This is a genomic window from Streptomyces sp. NBC_00212 (assembly GCF_045206365.1).
GTDB lineage: Bacteria > Actinomycetota > Actinomycetes > Streptomycetales > Streptomycetaceae > Streptomyces.
This window is the reverse complement of sequence record NZ_CP108115.1, coordinates 6,116,206-6,130,511: the sequence shown is the minus strand read 5'-3', so window position 1 is coordinate 6,130,511 and position 14,306 is coordinate 6,116,206. Positions and strand designations below refer to the sequence as shown.

At 72.1% G+C, this 14,306-nt stretch carries 13 protein-coding genes; 7 read left to right on the top strand and 6 right to left on the bottom strand.

What is annotated here, in order from left to right; translation table 11 throughout:
- The first annotated feature begins 42 nt into the window (after nt 1–42).
- Nucleotides 43–195, top strand: coding sequence for a hypothetical protein (locus OHA17_RS27975; protein WP_199826849.1), 153 nt, complete (start codon nt 43–45; stop codon nt 193–195).
- Nucleotides 196–271: 76 nt separating this feature from the next.
- On the opposite strand, the gene OHA17_RS27970 is transcribed toward OHA17_RS27975, so the two are convergent.
- The 3 genes from OHA17_RS27970 to OHA17_RS27960 form a co-directional block, all read right to left on the bottom strand.
- Complete coding sequence (locus OHA17_RS27970; RefSeq protein WP_406508855.1) at nt 272–1,216, bottom strand: 3-oxoacyl-ACP reductase; 945 nt, start codon at nt 1,214–1,216, stop codon at nt 272–274.
- 68 nt (nt 1,217–1,284) lie between these two features.
- Nucleotides 1,285–2,361, bottom strand: a complete 1,077-nt coding sequence (locus tag OHA17_RS27965; protein ID WP_398871295.1) for a Zn-dependent alcohol dehydrogenase — start codon at nt 2,359–2,361, stop codon at nt 1,285–1,287.
- 45 nt (nt 2,362–2,406) lie between these two features.
- Nucleotides 2,407–3,261, bottom strand: a complete 855-nt coding sequence (locus tag OHA17_RS27960; RefSeq protein WP_406508854.1) for a MaoC/PaaZ C-terminal domain-containing protein — start codon at nt 3,259–3,261, stop codon at nt 2,407–2,409.
- A 314-nt stretch (nt 3,262–3,575) separates the two neighbouring features.
- Between OHA17_RS27960 and OHA17_RS27955 the strand changes: the two genes are divergently transcribed.
- The 4 genes from OHA17_RS27955 to OHA17_RS27940 are packed head-to-tail and all read left to right on the top strand — an operon-like array spanning nt 3,576 to nt 7,141.
- Nucleotides 3,576–4,493: an ATP-binding cassette domain-containing protein gene (locus OHA17_RS27955; RefSeq protein WP_406508853.1), complete on the top strand. Its 918-nt coding sequence runs from the start codon at nt 3,576–3,578 to the stop codon at nt 4,491–4,493.
- Nucleotides 4,493–5,215, top strand: a complete 723-nt coding sequence (locus tag OHA17_RS27950) for an ABC transporter permease (RefSeq protein ID WP_406508852.1) — start codon at nt 4,493–4,495, stop codon at nt 5,213–5,215. The genes OHA17_RS27955 and OHA17_RS27950 overlap by 1 nt, the downstream gene beginning before the upstream one ends.
- Before the next feature lie 55 nt (nt 5,216–5,270).
- Nucleotides 5,271–6,473, top strand: a complete 1,203-nt coding sequence (locus OHA17_RS27945; protein WP_398871305.1) for a histidine kinase — start codon at nt 5,271–5,273, stop codon at nt 6,471–6,473.
- Nucleotides 6,474–6,508: 35 nt separating this feature from the next.
- A complete protein-coding gene (locus OHA17_RS27940) occupies nt 6,509–7,141 on the top strand; it encodes a response regulator transcription factor (RefSeq protein ID WP_053723989.1) in 633 nt (210 codons plus the stop codon).
- Between the two features lie 3 nt (nt 7,142–7,144).
- Here the strand turns inward: OHA17_RS27940 and OHA17_RS27935 are convergent, their stop codons facing one another.
- The 3 genes from OHA17_RS27935 to OHA17_RS27925 form a co-directional block, all read right to left on the bottom strand.
- Entirely contained in the window at nt 7,145–8,581 is a 1,437-nt protein-coding gene (locus OHA17_RS27935; protein WP_406508851.1) for an MFS transporter, read from the bottom strand.
- Between the two features lie 366 nt (nt 8,582–8,947).
- Nucleotides 8,948–10,135 (bottom strand): lipid-transfer protein, encoded by a 1,188-nt coding sequence (locus OHA17_RS27930; protein WP_406508850.1) that lies wholly within the window; start codon nt 10,133–10,135, stop codon nt 8,948–8,950.
- A gap of 15 nt (nt 10,136–10,150) precedes the next feature.
- Nucleotides 10,151–12,310 carry an acyl-CoA dehydrogenase gene (locus OHA17_RS27925; protein ID WP_406508849.1) on the bottom strand — a complete coding sequence of 720 codons (2,160 nt, stop codon included), beginning with the start codon at nt 12,308–12,310 and terminating at the stop codon, nt 10,151–10,153.
- A 224-nt stretch (nt 12,311–12,534) separates the two neighbouring features.
- Here OHA17_RS27925 and OHA17_RS27920 point away from each other — a divergent pair, with 224 nt between their 5' ends.
- Nucleotides 12,535–13,128 (top strand): class I SAM-dependent methyltransferase, encoded by a 594-nt coding sequence (locus OHA17_RS27920; RefSeq protein WP_398872440.1) that lies wholly within the window; start codon nt 12,535–12,537, stop codon nt 13,126–13,128.
- A 57-nt stretch (nt 13,129–13,185) separates the two neighbouring features.
- Nucleotides 13,186–14,166: an N-acetylmuramoyl-L-alanine amidase gene (locus OHA17_RS27915; RefSeq protein ID WP_406508848.1), complete on the top strand. Its 981-nt coding sequence runs from the start codon at nt 13,186–13,188 to the stop codon at nt 14,164–14,166.
- The last annotated feature ends 140 nt before the right edge of the window (nt 14,167–14,306 follow it).

Below are 14,306 nucleotides of genomic sequence, written 5' to 3'. Positions count from 1 at the left end.
GTACGAGGCACAGTGAAGACGACTACGGGGTGACCACAGCTCATGTCCAACCAGACCGACACCCGTCCGCAGGAGACGGGGAGCGGGACCGACAGCAACGGCAGGCACCGGGGCGGGGCGGCCTCCACCGAGGACTCGATGACGCCGGCCCACGGACGCCACCGGCGCGAGGAGACCGCGGGCAGCAACGCCTGAGCGGGCGAACGGGCGAGGCCCCCGGGGTGGTTCAACCCCGGAGGCCTCGCCTTTTCCCGTTCATGTCAGCCGCGCGTCAGCCGCGCTTGAGCCCGAGCACCTCGGCCGCCGCGAAGGTCTCGTTCGGGGGCCTGTCCTCGTAGTAGGGGGAGATCAGCTCGTCGAGCTCCTCGTACGAGAAGGCCTCCTTCGCGGTGTCGAACTTGGCGGCCACCCTGGGCCGTTCGACGATGGCGACCATGCCGCCGTGCACCACCAGGAGCTGCCCGTTGACCTTGGCGGCGGCGGGCGACGCCAGATAGCCGACGAGCGGCGAGACGTGCTCGGGCGCCAGCGGGTCGAGCTGCCCCTCCCCCGGCTCGGCGAACCCGGCGAACACGTCCTCCGTCATGCGCGTACGGGCCCGCGGGCAGATCGCGTTCGCCGTGACCCCGTACTTGCCGAGCGCGAGCGCGGTCGAGGTGGTGAGGCCGACGATGCCGCCCTTGGCCGCCGCGTAGTTGGGCTGGCCCGCGGAACCGGCGAGGAAGGCCTCGGAGGAAGTGTTGACGATACGGCCGTAGACCGGGGCGCCCGCCGCCTTGGACCGCTCGCGCCAGTGCGCGGCCGCGAAGTGGGTGGTGTTGAAGTGCCCCTTGAGGTGCACGTGGATCACCGAGTCCCACTCGGCCTCGCTCATCGAGAAGATCATCCGGTCCCGCAGGATGCCCGCGTTGTTGACCAGGATGTCGAGCTTGCCGTACGTGCCGATCGCCAACTGGACCAGTTCACGGGCCTGTTGGTGGTCGGCCACGTCCCCGGTGTGGGCGATCGCCCGCCCGCCCGCGGCCCGGATCTCGGCGGCGACCTCCTCGGCCGGGCCCTTCGACGCCTGGCCCGAGCCGTCCCGCCCGGGCTGCCCGAAGTCGTTGACGACGACGGCCGCGCCGAGCCGGGCGAGTTCGAGCGCCTCGGCCCGGCCGAGCCCGCGCCCGGCCCCGGTGACGATCGCGGACAGGCCTTCAAGTGGCAGTGCTGCCATGCCGGTTGGATCCTCTCGCTGTGGGATGGATCAGGTGGGGTGGATCAGACCGTGGATCGGCGGGTGGGTCAGATCTCGATGCACGTACGGAGGGCTTCTCCGCTGCGCATCTGGTCGAGCGCGTCGTTGATCCCGGCGAGCTGCACCCGGTGGGTGATCAGGCCCTCCAGGTCGATCCGGCCGGCCCGCCACAGCGCGATGGCCCGCTCGTAGGACCGGAGCACGTCGCCGCCGCCGTACATGGACGGCAGGATGCGCTTCTCGTCGAAGAACAGCTCGAACATGTTGACCTGGAAGAAGTCGTCCATGGCCCCCGCGCCGACCACGCACAGGGTGCCGCCGCGCCGGGTGTTCTCGTACGCGGTGCGGGCGGTCGCCGAGCGGCCGACCACCTCGAAGACGTAGTCGAAGCCCTCGCCCGCGGTGACGCGCTGCTTGGCGTCGGCGAACTCCTCGGGCGAGACCGCCTCCGTGGCGCCGAACCTGAGCGCCGCCTCGCGCCGGGACGCGACCGGGTCGACGGCGACGATCTGGGCCGCGCCCTGCACCCGGGCGCCCTGGATGGTGGAGATGCCGACCCCGCCGCAGCCGATGACGGCGACGGACGACGCGGCCTCCACCTTCGCGGTGTTGATCGCCGCGCCAAGGCCGGTGGTCACGCCGCAGCCGATCAGGGCCGCGATCTCGTACGGCACGTCGTCGGGGATCGGGACCGCGCAGCCGGCCGCGACGACGACCTCCTCGGCGAAGGTGCCGGTGCCGGCGAAGCCGAACACGTCGCCGCCGGGCCGCTTGAAGTTGGGGGTCCCGGCGTTCATGAAGCCGGCCAGGCACAGCTGGGTCTGGCCCCGCTTGCAGGACGGGCACTCCCCGCACGCGGGCAGCCAGCACATCAGGACCCGGTCGCCCTGCTTGAGGCCGGTCACCCCGTCGCCGACGTCGATGACCTCCCCGGCCCCCTCGTGGCCTGGCACGAACGGCGCGGGCTGCGGCAGCACGCCGCTCATCGCCGAGAGGTCGGAGTGGCAGAGCCCGGTGGCGCGGACGCGGAGCTTGACCTTCCCCGGGCCGAAGCCGGTCGCCTCCACGTCGTCGAGCACGTCGAGCTTGTCCTGGCCTATCTCGTGCAGTACGGCTGCGCGCATGGTGCGGCTCCCCTCGAAGTCCCCTCAAGTACCGGAAAATAAAGCTCAGTTGTGCTCGACGACCGTGTCGGCCAGGACCGGCGCGTCGTCCCGCTCGACGGCCGTCACCGACACCTGGACGCGGCCGGGCCCCGACCACATCCGGATGCGCAGGGTCTCGCCCGGGAAGACGACCCCGGTGAAACGGGTGGCGTACGAGCGCACCCGGGTCACATCGCCGCCGAGCAGCGTGTCCACGACGGCCTTGAGCGTCATGCCGTACGTGCAGAGCCCGTGCAGGATCGGCCGGTCGAAGCCGGCGAGCTTGGCGAAGTCGGGGTCGGCGTGCAGCGGGTTCCAGTCCCCCGAAAGCCGGTAGAGGAGCGCCTGTTCCTCGCGGACCGGGCGCTCGACGGTGTGGTCCGGCGCCCGGTCGGGCTGCTGGGGGCGGGCGGAGGGGCCCCGGTCCCCGCCGAAGCCGCCCTCGCCGCGCACGAAGATCTGCGCGTCGCTGGTCCACAGCGGGCCGTCCGCGTCGGCGGCCTCGGTGCGCAGGACCAGGATGGCGGCCTTGCCCTTGTCGTAGACGGCGGCGACCTTGGAGGTCGAGGTGGCCTTGCCCCGTACGGGGATCGGCCGGTGCAGGGTGATGGTCTGCCCGCCGTGCAGGACCGCCGCGAGGTCCACGTCGATGCCGGGCGCGGAGAGCCCGCCGACCACGCCCATGCCGGCGCCCGCGACGGTCGCGAAGGACGGCAGCACGTGCAGCCGGGACTCCAGGGTGTAGCGCAGCTCGTCGGGGTCGGTGGCCGGGACGCCGGCGCCCAGCCCCAGGTGGTAGAGCTGTACGTCCTTGTGGTCCCAGGTGATCTCGGTGGACCGGGGCTCGGCGGCGACCGCCTTCGCGGCATCAATGGGCATGTGGATGCTGCTCCTTGAGCGTTGTGCGGGCACGGGAAAAGACCTCGGTGCGGCCGTCCGCACCGTCGGCCGCACCGAGGTCGTACTGGACCGGACCGAGGACCCGTTCGTCGTTCTAGAACGCGTTCTAGGCCGATGGCCCCTAGGTATAGCGCACGCCCCGGCAGTTGTGAAGGCTCCTGACGTTGCGTCAGATCTGCTGGCGAGGCCGCCCCGTGCCACTTTCGGCGGGGGTACCCCATGACATTTGTCCTGCCCAGGTCCGTACAAGCGCATCTGGGGCGGGGGCCCTCCCGCTCCGTAGCGTCTCTGGCATGACGCAGACGACGACACACAGCGACGCGACCGCGGTCCGCTTCAGCGGGGTGGTCAAGTCCTACGGGGCGGTCCGGGCCGTGAACGGGGCCGAGCTGAGCATCGGGCGCGGCGAGACCGTGGCGCTGCTCGGCCGCAACGGGGCCGGCAAGTCCACCACCATCAGCCTGCTGCTCGGCCTGAACGAGCCCGACGCGGGCGAGGTGCGGATCTTCGGGCGGCCCCCGGAGCGGGCGGTACGGGCCGGCCTGGTCGGGGCGATGCTCCAGGAGGGCAGCCCGATCCCCCGGGTGACCGTGCGCGAGCTGGTGTTCTTCATCGGCAGCATGTATCCGAAGCCGATGCCGGTCGCCGAGGCGCTCGCCCTCGCGGGGCTCACCGAATTCGGTGACCGCCGGGTCGACAAGCTCTCCGGCGGCCAGACCCAGCGGGTCCGGTTCGCCATGGCGCTTGCCGGAAACCCCGAACTGCTGCTGCTCGACGAGCCGACGGCTGCCCTCGACGTCGAGGCGCGCCGCGCGTTCTGGGAGTCGATGCGCACGTACGCCGACCGCGGCAACACGGTCATGTTCTCCACCCACTACCTCGAAGAGGCCGACGACAACGCGGACCGGATCGTCGTCATCGACCAGGGCCGCATCGTCGCCGACGGGCCCGGCGAGACCGTCAAGCGGGCGGCCGGCGGCAGCCTCGTCTCCTTCGACCTCGCGGGCATGCCGACCGAGGGCCTGTCGCTGCTGCCCGGCGTGGCCTCCGTCGAGATCCACGGCGACCGGGCCCGGCTGCGCACCGACGACTCGGACGCCACCGTCGTCGCCCTGGCCTCCATGGGCGCCGTCCGCCGCCTCGAAGTGGCCCCCGCCAGCCTCGAAGACGCCTTCCTCTCCCTCACCGCACGCGAAAGCGAGACCGTCTGATGTTCGAGTACATCAAGCTGGAGATGCGGCGCACGCTCCGTGACGCCTCCTTCGTGATCTTCGGTATCGGGATGCCGGTGCTGATGTATCTGCTCTTCACCAACATCGGCGGGGCCGGCAACGGCGACGACTGGAAGGTCCAGTCGATGATCGGCATGGCGGCCTACGGAGCGCTCGGCTCGGCCCTCGGCGTCGGGACCGGGGTCGCCTCGGACAAGTCGATCGGCTGGCTGCGGCAGATGCGGATCGCCCCGCTCGCGCCGACCCGGGTGGTGACCGGGCGGGCGATCAGCGGCTCGGTGACCGTACTGCCCGGCATCCTCGCCGTGTTCCTGTCCGGGGCGCTGATCAACGGCGTGCGCCTGGACGCCTGGCAGTGGGGCGTCCTCACGCTGCTCCTGTGGATCGGGGCGCTGCCCTTCACGATGCTCGGCCTCGGCAACGGCTACCGGCTCTCGGCCCAGGCCACCGGCGTGGTCAACGTGGCCTGCCTCATGGGGCTCGCGATCCTCGGCGGCCTGTGGTTCCCGGTCTCGGCCTTCCCCGGCTGGCTGCGCCACATCGCCGAGTACACTCCGACCCACCGCTTCGCCGACCTCGGCTGGGCCACCTCGCAGGGCCACGCCCCGGGTGCGGCCACCATCGCGCTGATGGCAGCCTGGCTGGTGGTCTTCGGTTCGTACGCCGTGGTTTCCTACCGTCGGTCCGCGCGGACCGCGTGAGCGCCGGACACCGGGACCGGGTGAGCTCATGAACCATCAGTACGGGGAGAACGCGATGCCATCACTGCTGCCGAAGCTGCCGCCGCGGGGCGAGAAGGCCGACGAGTTCCCCGGCCCGCCCGCCAACGGCTACACCTTCCTGCCGTGGCTGCTCATGGGCACCGGCGCCGTCGTCGAGGTGGCCAAGGGCAAGGTGGCCCACCCCGCGCTCGGCGGCCTCGCCATCGTCGCCTTCGCCGTCCTGTACGCGCTGGTCGCCTTCCGCGCGCTCGACAAGCGGCGGCGCGAGGAGCGGGCGACGCTGGTCCTGCTCGGCGCGCTCGCCGCCGTCACCTACGCCATGGGGATCGGCTACGGCGGCGTCTGGCTGCTGTTCTTCCCGCTGGCCTCGCTGGCCTCGGGCGCGGCGCTGCGGGACCGGCGGCTCGGCTTCGTGATCATCACGCTCGCGGGTTCGGTGGGGGTGATCTCGGGGATCAAGACGGGCGACCCCTGGGACAACATGACCATCGCGTACGGCACGTTCCTGTCGGGCCTGGTGATCTCGGCCCTGCTCTCCCTCTCCGAGACGGTGCGTGAACTGCGCGACACCCGGCAGGAGTTGGCCCGTACCGCGGTCGAGAAGGAGCGCCTGCGCTTCTCGCGCGACCTGCACGACCTGCTCGGCCACACGCTGTCCGTGATCGTGGTGAAGTCGGAGGCCGCCCGCCGGATCGCCCGGCGCGACCTGGACGCGGCGCTCGGCCAGGTCGCCGACATCGAGTCGGTCGGCCGCCAGGCCCTCACCGAGATCCGCGAGGCCGTCACCGGATACCGCGAGGGCAGCCTCGCCACCGAGCTCGACCGGGCCCGCTCGGCGCTGAGCGCGGCCGAAGTGGAGCCGGTGGTACGCCAGTCGGGCCCGCCGCTGCCCGCGCAGGCCGAGGCGCTGCTCGGCTGGGTGGTCCGCGAGGCGGTCACCAACGTCGTACGCCACAGTGCCGCGTCGCGCTGCGAGATCGTGGTCGAGGGCACGCCGGAGCGGGTGACCCTGACGGTCACCGACAACGGCAAGGGCGCGCCCGCCGCGCCGGCTCCCACGCCCCGGATCGGCGGCACGGGCCTGAAGGGCCTGACCGAGCGCCTCGCCGCGGCGGGCGGCTCGCTGACCGCGGGCCCCGCGCCCCGCGCCGGCTTCCAGGTGAGCGCCGAACTCCCGGTGGACCCCGCGGACGCGGCCCTGGACGACGAACTGACCAGCGCCCCCGGCCACCGCTGACGCCCGGCCGCGCATACCCTTTCCCCGTGGACGAGATGCCCCAGGATCACCGACCTGCCAAATCCGTACGAGTGCTGCTCGCCGAGGACCAGGGAATGATGCGCGGCGCGCTCGCCCTGCTGCTCGGCCTCGAAGAGGACATGGAGGTCGTCGCCCAGGTCTCGGCGGGCGACAAGATCGTCCCCGAGGCGCTGGTCTCGCGCCCCGACGTGGCCCTGCTCGACATCGAACTGCCGGGCATGAGCGGCCTGGACGCGGCCGCCGCCCTGCGCGAGGAGGTCCCGGACTGCCGGGTCCTGATCCTCACCACGTTCGGCCGCCCCGGCTATCTGCGCCGTGCGATGGAGGCCGGCGCGGCCGGGTTCCTCGTGAAGGACGGCCCGGTCGAGGACCTCGCGGAGGCGATCCGCCGGGTGCTGCGCGGCGAGACGGTCATCGACCCGGCGCTCGCGGCCGCCGCCCTCAGCGCGGGCCCGAGCCCGCTGACCGCCCGCGAACGCGACGTCCTGAACGCCTCGGTGGACGGCGCGACGGTCTCCGACATCGCGGGCAAGCTGCACCTGTCGGAGTCGACGGTGCGCAACTACCTGTCGTCCGCGATCGGCAAGACGGGCACCCGCAACCGCATGGAGGCGGTGCGGTCGGCCCGCCAGCAGGGCTGGCTGTAGGCCTCAGCGCTTGACGGGGCTCGCGGCCCGGGGCAGCCACACCAGGGCGAGTACGACGCTGCCGAGCAGTACGAATCCGCCGACGCGGAAGGCGAGCGCGTACCCGGCGGTGAGGGATTCGGGGCTCTGCACGAGGCCCGTCCGGGACGCGGCGACGGTGGACAGCACGGCAAGGCCCAGCGCCCCGCCCATCGTCCGGGACGTGTTGATGAGCCCCGACACGAGCCCGGCCTCGCTGGGAGCAGCGCCCGAAGTGGCCAGCGCGGCAAGGGGAGTCGTGGCGAGCCCGGCGCCGGTCATCATGAGGATGCCGGGCACGAGGATGGACATCCAGTACGGATCGTCCGCCCGCATCATGGACTGCCACCCGAACCCGGCCGCGGTCACCAGGACACCCAGCACGGTCAGGTTCCGCGCGCCGGTCAGGGGCATGATGCGCGGCGCCAGCTTCGAGCCGACGACGACGCTGAGCGAACTGGGAATGAGCGCGAGCCCGGCGCCCAGCGGGGTGTAGCCGAGCACGTTCTGGGCGTACAGCGTCATGAAGAACCAGGTGCAGAACATCGCGGAGCCGCACACGAACATCACGGCGTTGGCGGCGGAGACGGCCCGCAGCCGGAAGAGCCGCAGCGGCATGAGGGGCGCGGCGGTGCGGGCTTCGACGAGGAGGAAGACGAGCAGCAGGGTCACGCCGCCGAGGAGCGGGGCGAGGGTCTCGACGGCACCCCACCCCGACTGTTCCGTCTGGACGATGCCGTACGAGAGAGTGGCGAGGCCCGCCGTGACGAGGACGGCGCCGGGCAGGTCGAGCCGGTGACGCTGCCCGGCCCGGGACTCGGTGATCCAGAGTGCGGCGCCGAGCAGCACGAGGGCGCCGACGGGCACGTTGATGAGGAGCACCCAGCGCCACGACAGGGCGTCGGTGAGCACGCCCCCGACGAGCCCGCCCGCCGCACCGCCGCCCGCGCCGACGGCGGCCCAGGTCCCTATGGCCCGGGTGCGGGCAGCACCCTCGGGGACGGCGGCGGTCAGGATGGTGAGGGTGGCGGGCGCGAGCACGGCCGCCCCGAGCCCCTGCGCGGCCCGGGCCACCAACAACTGCCAGCCCTCCTGCGCGAGCCCCCCGCCGAGACTGGCCGCGGTGAAGAGCCCGAGCCCCACGAGGAACATCCGCTTGCGCCCGTACAGGTCGCCCGCGCGACCGCCCAGCAGCATGAACCCGGCGAAGGCGATGGCGTACGCGTTGACCACCCACTGCAGCCCCCCGGCGCTCATGCCGAGGCCGGTGCGCATGGAGGGGAGAGCCACGTTGACGACGGACACGTCGAGCACGACGAGGAATTGGCCCGCGCAGGCGGCGAGAACGATTGGCCAGGTGCGGGGGGTTCGGGTGGGGGCGGATATGTGGGTGTCAGCGGGGGCTTGGGACATGCGGGTCATGGTCGCATGGGCCGGGTGCCTGTTACACGCTTTTCCCCCACCCCGCCCCTTCCCGCTGTGACACTCCGCGGCTCCGCCGCGTGGCCTCCGGGGGTGGGGGGCTGAGTACGAGTGTCGTTCGGCTGCGGACCGTGGATGGCTGGTCGCGCCCACGCGACGGAGCCGCACATGTCACAGCCCCGCGCCCCTAACAGCATCGATCCTGGCCGGCACCGGCATCTTCAGCCCGTCATGGGGGTCCCCCCTGGCCCTTAAGGCCTTGGGGGAGTTTGAGGACGAGCGCCCTTAAGACGCGAACGGGGTCTGGGGCAGAGCCCCAGCACACTCACCCCCGGCGGGTCTCGGGAAGGGGCGGGGTGGGGAAGGCTACCGGCGTAGCAGCGTCACCACCGCCGCCCCGCCCAGCCCGATGTTGTGCGCGAGCCCCACCCGTGCCCCCGGCACCTGCCGCGCCCCCGCCTCCCCCCGCAACTGCCACACCAGCTCCGCCGCCTGTGCGAGCCCCGTCGCTCCCAGCGGATGGCCCTTCGAGATCAGGCCTCCGGACGGGTTCACGACCCAGCGCCCGCCGTACGTCGTCGCCCCGGATTCGATCAGCTTCCCGGACTCTCCCGCCCCGCACATCCCCAACGCCTCATACGTCAGAAGCTCGTTGACCGAGAAGCAGTCGTGCAGCTCGATCACGTCGACGTCCTCGATGCCCAGGCCCGCCGCGGCGAACGCCTGCCGCCCCGCCGATCGCGACATCGGCGCCCCCACCGCGTCGATACAGCTCCCCGAGGCGAACGACTCCTCCGTGTCCGTCGCCATCGACTGGCCCGCAATCTCAACTGCCTTGCCCCTCAAGCCATTTCGGTCCACGAATCGCTCCGAGACCACGACCGCCGCCGCCGACCCGTCCGACGTCGGCGAGCACTGCAGCTTCGTCAGCGGGCGGTGGATCTCCTTCGCGGCGAGGATCTCCTCCACCGAGTACGCGTCCTGGAACTGCGCGTTGGGGTTGTTCACCGAGTGCCGGTGGTTCTTGGCGCCCACCGCGGCGAGCTGCGCCGCGGTCGTCCCGTACCGCTCCATGTGCTCGCGCGCCGCGTTGCCGAAGATCTGCGCGGTGGGCGGCGTCATCTCGAAGCCGTGGCGGGCCGCCATGATGCCGTAGTGGCGGGCGACCGGGGACGTCTTGAAGTCGCCGCCGTCCGAGCCGCCGCCCAGCGCGCCCCGCTTCATCTTCTCGAAGCCCAGTGCCAGTACGCAGTCCGAGATGCCGCCCTCCACGAACTGCCGCGCCAGCATCAGCGCGCTGGACCCCGTCGCGCAGTTGTTGTTGACGTTGTAGACCGGCACGCCCGTCAACCCCAGTTCGTACACCGCCCGTTGGCCCGCGGTCGACGCCTGGAAGCAGTAGCCGACCGGGACCTGTTCCACCGAGCCGTAGTCGATGCCCGCGTCCGCCAGCGCCGCGCTTCCCGCCTCCTTCACCATGTCCCAGTACTGCCAGTCCCGGGACTCCGGCTTCTCGAACTTGGTCATGCCCACACCGACGATGTAGCTCTTCATGTCAAGGGGGACCCTTCAGTCTCGGGGCAGGCCGAGGATGCGCTCGGCGACGACGTTGAGCTGGACCTGGGTGGTGCCGCCCGCGATGGTCAGGCAGCGCGACATGAGGAAGCCATGCACGGCCCGCTCTCCGGGGCCCTCGGCGACCGCGCCGTCGGGGCCGAGGAGCTCCAGGGCGAGCTCGGCGATCTTCTGCTGGTGCGGGGTCTGGACGAGCTTGCGGACGCTGGCCCCCGCGCCCGGCTCCAGGCCCAAGGTCTGCTGCATGGTCGTGCGAAGGCCGATGCAGGCCAGCGCGTGCGCCTCGGCGGCCAGGGCGCCGATCCGCGCCCGGTACGCCCCGTCGAGCTCCCCGGCGCGGGCGATCAGCGCTTCGAGGCCGGTGTCGAAGGTCAACTGGTCGGCCATGTGGACGCGTTCGTTGCCCAGGGTGTTGCGGGCGACCCGCCAGCCTCCGTTCACCTCGCCCACGACGGCGTCGGCGGGCAGCAGCGCCCCGTCGAAGTACACCTCGTTGAAGAGGGAGTCCCCGGTGATCTCCTTCAGGGGGCGGATGTCGATCCCGTTCGTCCGCTTCATGTCGACGAGGAAGTACGTGAGGCCCTTGTGTTTGGGGGCGTCGGGGTCGGTGCGGGCCAGCAGGATGCCGTAGTCCGCCCACTGCGCGCCGCTCGTCCACACCTTCTGGCCGGTGATGCGCCAGCCGCCGTCGGTGGTGCGCTCGGCCCTGGTGCGCAGCGAGGCGAGGTCGGAGCCCGCGCCGGGTTCGGAGAACAGCTGGCACCACAGCAGTTCGCCGCGCAGGGTGGGGCCGAGGAAGCGGTCCTGCTGGGGGCCAGTCCCGTACGCGAGGAGAGAGGGGACCACCCAGGTGGCTATCCCCAGGTCGCTCACCTTGACCCCGGATCGCTTCAACTCCTCCTGGATGACGAGTTGTTGGACCGGTCCCGCACCCAGACCGTACGGGGCCGGCAGGTGCGGGGCCGCGTATCCGGTGGGTGCGAGAGCTCGCCTCACCGCGCCCGGGTCCAGGTCCCGTACGCCCTCGATCACCGCGCGGGCGGGGCCGCGGAAGTTCTCGGCCTCCGGCGGCAGCTCCATCCGCAGCTCCCGGCGGGCGCCGCCGCTCGCGAGGCGGACCGCCCGCAGCCGGTGGGCGTCCCCGGCGCCGAGGAGCTGGCGGGCGACCAGGGCCCGGCGCAGATACAGGTGGGCGTCGTGCTCCCAGGTGAAGCCGATGCCGCCGAGGATCTGGACGCAGTCCTTGGCGCAGGTGCAGGCGGTCTCCACCGCCGTGGCGGCGAGGGAGGCGGCCAGGCCCCGCACTTCGGCGGGCTCGTCCATGGCGCGGGCCGCGTCCCACACCAGGGCGCGGGCCTGTTCGAGGCGTACGAGCATGTCCGCGCACAGGTGCTTGATCGCCTGGAACCGGCCGATGGGGCGGCCGAACTGCTCCCTGACCTTGGCGTGTTCGGCCGCGATGTCCAGGGCGCGGGCCGCCGTGCCGCAGGACTCGGCAGAGAAGAGGACAGCCGCGAGGTCGCGGACCAGCGCGGAGTCCACGTCCAGGACCCGGCTCGCGTCGACCACGACGGCCTCGGCCCGCACCTCTGCGGTGGGGCGGGTCGGGTCGGTGCTCGCGTGGGTGCGGATGCGCAGGTCCTCGGCGTCCACCGCGAGCCACACCGTCCGGTGGTGCGCCTTGGCCGCGAGAACCACCAACTCGGCCTGCCCGGCGGCCAGTACGGGCGGCGCGGTCCCGTCGAGCAGCCAGCCGCCCTCGCAGTCGACGGCGGTGAGCGTGCCCGCGCCGAGCGCCACGGCCGCCGTCCTGCGGCCCTCGGCGATGTCCGCGACCAGGGCCTCGTGCCGCCCGGCGCGGCGCAGCAGCTCGGCGGCGAGCGCCCCGGGCAGGTAGGGCCCCGGCAGCAGCCCGCGCCCGGCCTCCTCCAGGACGACGGCCAGCTCGGGAAGGCCGCCCCCGCCGAACTTCTCGCCGAGGTGGATGCCGAGCAGCCCCTGTTCGGCGAGCCCGTCCCAGAACGGCGGGCGGGCCCCGGCCGCCTCGGGCGCGTCCAGGAGTTTGCGTACCTCCTCGACGGGCACGGCCCGCGCCAGCCAGCCGCGTACCGCCTCCGCGAGCTCCCGTTGTTCTTGCGTGATCGCGATGCCCATGGACGCCCTCACCCGTCGCCGGTCCCGGAACGGCGCAAGAGTAGAACACGTTTCAATCTGACGGAAGGTCAGATCGACGTGACCTTCGGGACCCCGCCCGCCGGGGGCGGCTCCGGCGGCGTACGGCACCATGGACCGCCCACACACCTACGACCCAAAGGAGCCGGGCCGTGGCCACTCCCAAGCCTCAGATCCTGGCCGCCTTCGAGGCGGCCAAGGGCTTCATGCCCGTACGGGAAGGCCTGGCGCTGTACGAGGCGGCGGCCGCGGCCGGCGCGCTCGGACTGCCGCTCCTGGAGGTCGGCACCTACTGCGGGCGCTCCACGATCCTGCTCGCCGAGGCCGCCCGCGAGAGCGGCACGGTCGCGGTCACCGTCGACCACCACCGCGGCAGCGAGGAGCAGCAGGCGGGCTGGGAGTACCACGACCCGACCGTCGTCGACCCGGAGGTGGGGCGGATGGACACGCTGCCCACCTTCCGGCGGACCCTGCACGCGGCGGGTCTGGAGGACCACGTGATCGCGGTGGTCGGGCGCTCGCCGCAGGTGGCGCGGGTGTGGGGCGGGCGGCTCGGCTTCGTGTTCATCGACGGCGGGCACACCGACGAGCACGCCACGGCCGACTACGAGGGCTGGGCGCCGAAGCTCGCCGAGGGCGGCACGCTGGTCATCCACGACGTCTTCCCCGACCCGGTGGACGAGTTCACCGGCCAGGCCCCGTACCGCATCTACCTGCGGGCCCTTGAGTCCGGCGCGTTCACCGAGGTCTCGGCGACCGACTCGCTGCGGGTGCTGCGCCGCACGACCGCCGCGCTGTGACACTTCGGGACGCCGAGTGCCCGGGCTTGACAGGTCCCCGCCGCTAGCATCGCTCCCGTGTCGTACGACAGCGAGTCATCGAATCCGGACAGCCGGTCGCGCCGTGTGCGCGGCCGGGCCCTCGTCGCCCTCGCCGCCCTCGCGCCGACCGCCCTCGCGGGCTGGCTCGTCTGGCAGGCGATGAGCAGCCCCGGCGGCCAGGACAACAAGCCGCCGAAGGTGCTCCCCCTGCCGAGCCACTCGGCACCGTCCGCGCTGCCGGGGGCCGGCACCGCGACGGTGACCGTGACGGCCTCCTCCCCGCCGAGCGGCGGCCCCGGCACCCCCTCGGCGCCCGCCGCGTCCAAGAGCGGCTCCGGCGTCGGACCGTTGGCCGGAAAGACCGTCGTCATCGACCCGGGTCACAATCCGAATAATTTCCGGCATACAGAAGAGATCAATGAGCCGGTGGACATCGGAACGAACAAGAAGGAATGCGACACCACCGGCACCGAGACCAACGACGGTTATACGGAAGCCGAGTTCACGCTCGATGTGTCGCACCGAATCAGGGCGATCCTGGAAAAGCAGGGCGCGAAGGTCGTGTTCACCCAGGACGGCAACCGGACATTCGGGCCCTGTGTGGACGAGCGGGCCCGGATCGGGAATCAGGCGAAGGCGGACGCCGTCGTGTCGGTGCACGCGGACGGCGCGGACGAGGGCCAGCGCGGCTTCCATGTGATCCTGCCCGCGAAGGTGAAGGGCGGGGCCGCCGACACCGCCCCGATCGTGGGGCCTTCGCGTGAACTCGGTGTGCGGATCGCGGGGAAGTTCGCCCAGGACACGGGCATGAACGCGTCCAATTACGTGGGCGACGGCACCGCCCTGGACGTCCGCAGCGACCTCGGCGGCCTCAACCTGTCGACCGTCCCGAAGGTGTTCATCGAGTGCGGCAACATGCGCGATTCCCGGGATTCGGCACTTCTCAAGAGTGCGGACTGGCACCAGAAGGCGGCCCAGGGGATCGCCGACGGCATTATGGCGTTCCTGAACGGGTAGGCTCCCGACCCGCCGTACGGCCCACAGAGCCAGACGATAGATTCTTCCGCACAGGGGGAACCACCTAGAGCTTCACGCCGTGTGCACGTACACCGGCGGCAGCGATGACCGCCCCGACGAGACGACATAAAAGAGGACTT

What these genes read in the sequence shown, in the direction of transcription:
- OHA17_RS27955 (WP_406508853.1), top strand. Translation starts at nt 3,576, where the DNA reads ATGACGCAGACGACGACACACAGCGACGCGACCGCGGTCCGCTTCAGC.
- OHA17_RS27930 (WP_406508850.1), bottom strand. Translation starts at nt 10,135, where the DNA reads ATGAAGAGCTACATCGTCGGTGTGGGCATGACCAAGTTCGAGAAGCCG.
- OHA17_RS27920 (WP_398872440.1), top strand. Translation starts at nt 12,535, where the DNA reads ATGCCCGTACGGGAAGGCCTGGCGCTGTACGAGGCGGCGGCCGCGGCC.
- OHA17_RS27945 (WP_398871305.1), top strand. Translation starts at nt 5,271, where the DNA reads ATGCCATCACTGCTGCCGAAGCTGCCGCCGCGGGGCGAGAAGGCCGAC.
- OHA17_RS27965 (WP_398871295.1), bottom strand. Translation starts at nt 2,361, where the DNA reads ATGCGCGCAGCCGTACTGCACGAGATAGGCCAGGACAAGCTCGACGTG.
- OHA17_RS27960 (WP_406508854.1), bottom strand. Translation starts at nt 3,261, where the DNA reads ATGCCCATTGATGCCGCGAAGGCGGTCGCCGCCGAGCCCCGGTCCACC.
- OHA17_RS27925 (WP_406508849.1), bottom strand. Translation starts at nt 12,310, where the DNA reads ATGGGCATCGCGATCACGCAAGAACAACGGGAGCTCGCGGAGGCGGTA.
- OHA17_RS27950 (WP_406508852.1), top strand. Translation starts at nt 4,493, where the DNA reads ATGTTCGAGTACATCAAGCTGGAGATGCGGCGCACGCTCCGTGACGCC.
- OHA17_RS27970 (WP_406508855.1), bottom strand. Translation starts at nt 1,216, where the DNA reads ATGGCAGCACTGCCACTTGAAGGCCTGTCCGCGATCGTCACCGGGGCC.
- OHA17_RS27975 (WP_199826849.1), top strand. Translation starts at nt 43, where the DNA reads ATGTCCAACCAGACCGACACCCGTCCGCAGGAGACGGGGAGCGGGACC.
- OHA17_RS27940 (WP_053723989.1), top strand. Translation starts at nt 6,509, where the DNA reads ATGCCCCAGGATCACCGACCTGCCAAATCCGTACGAGTGCTGCTCGCC.
- OHA17_RS27935 (WP_406508851.1), bottom strand. Translation starts at nt 8,581, where the DNA reads ATGACCCGCATGTCCCAAGCCCCCGCTGACACCCACATATCCGCCCCC.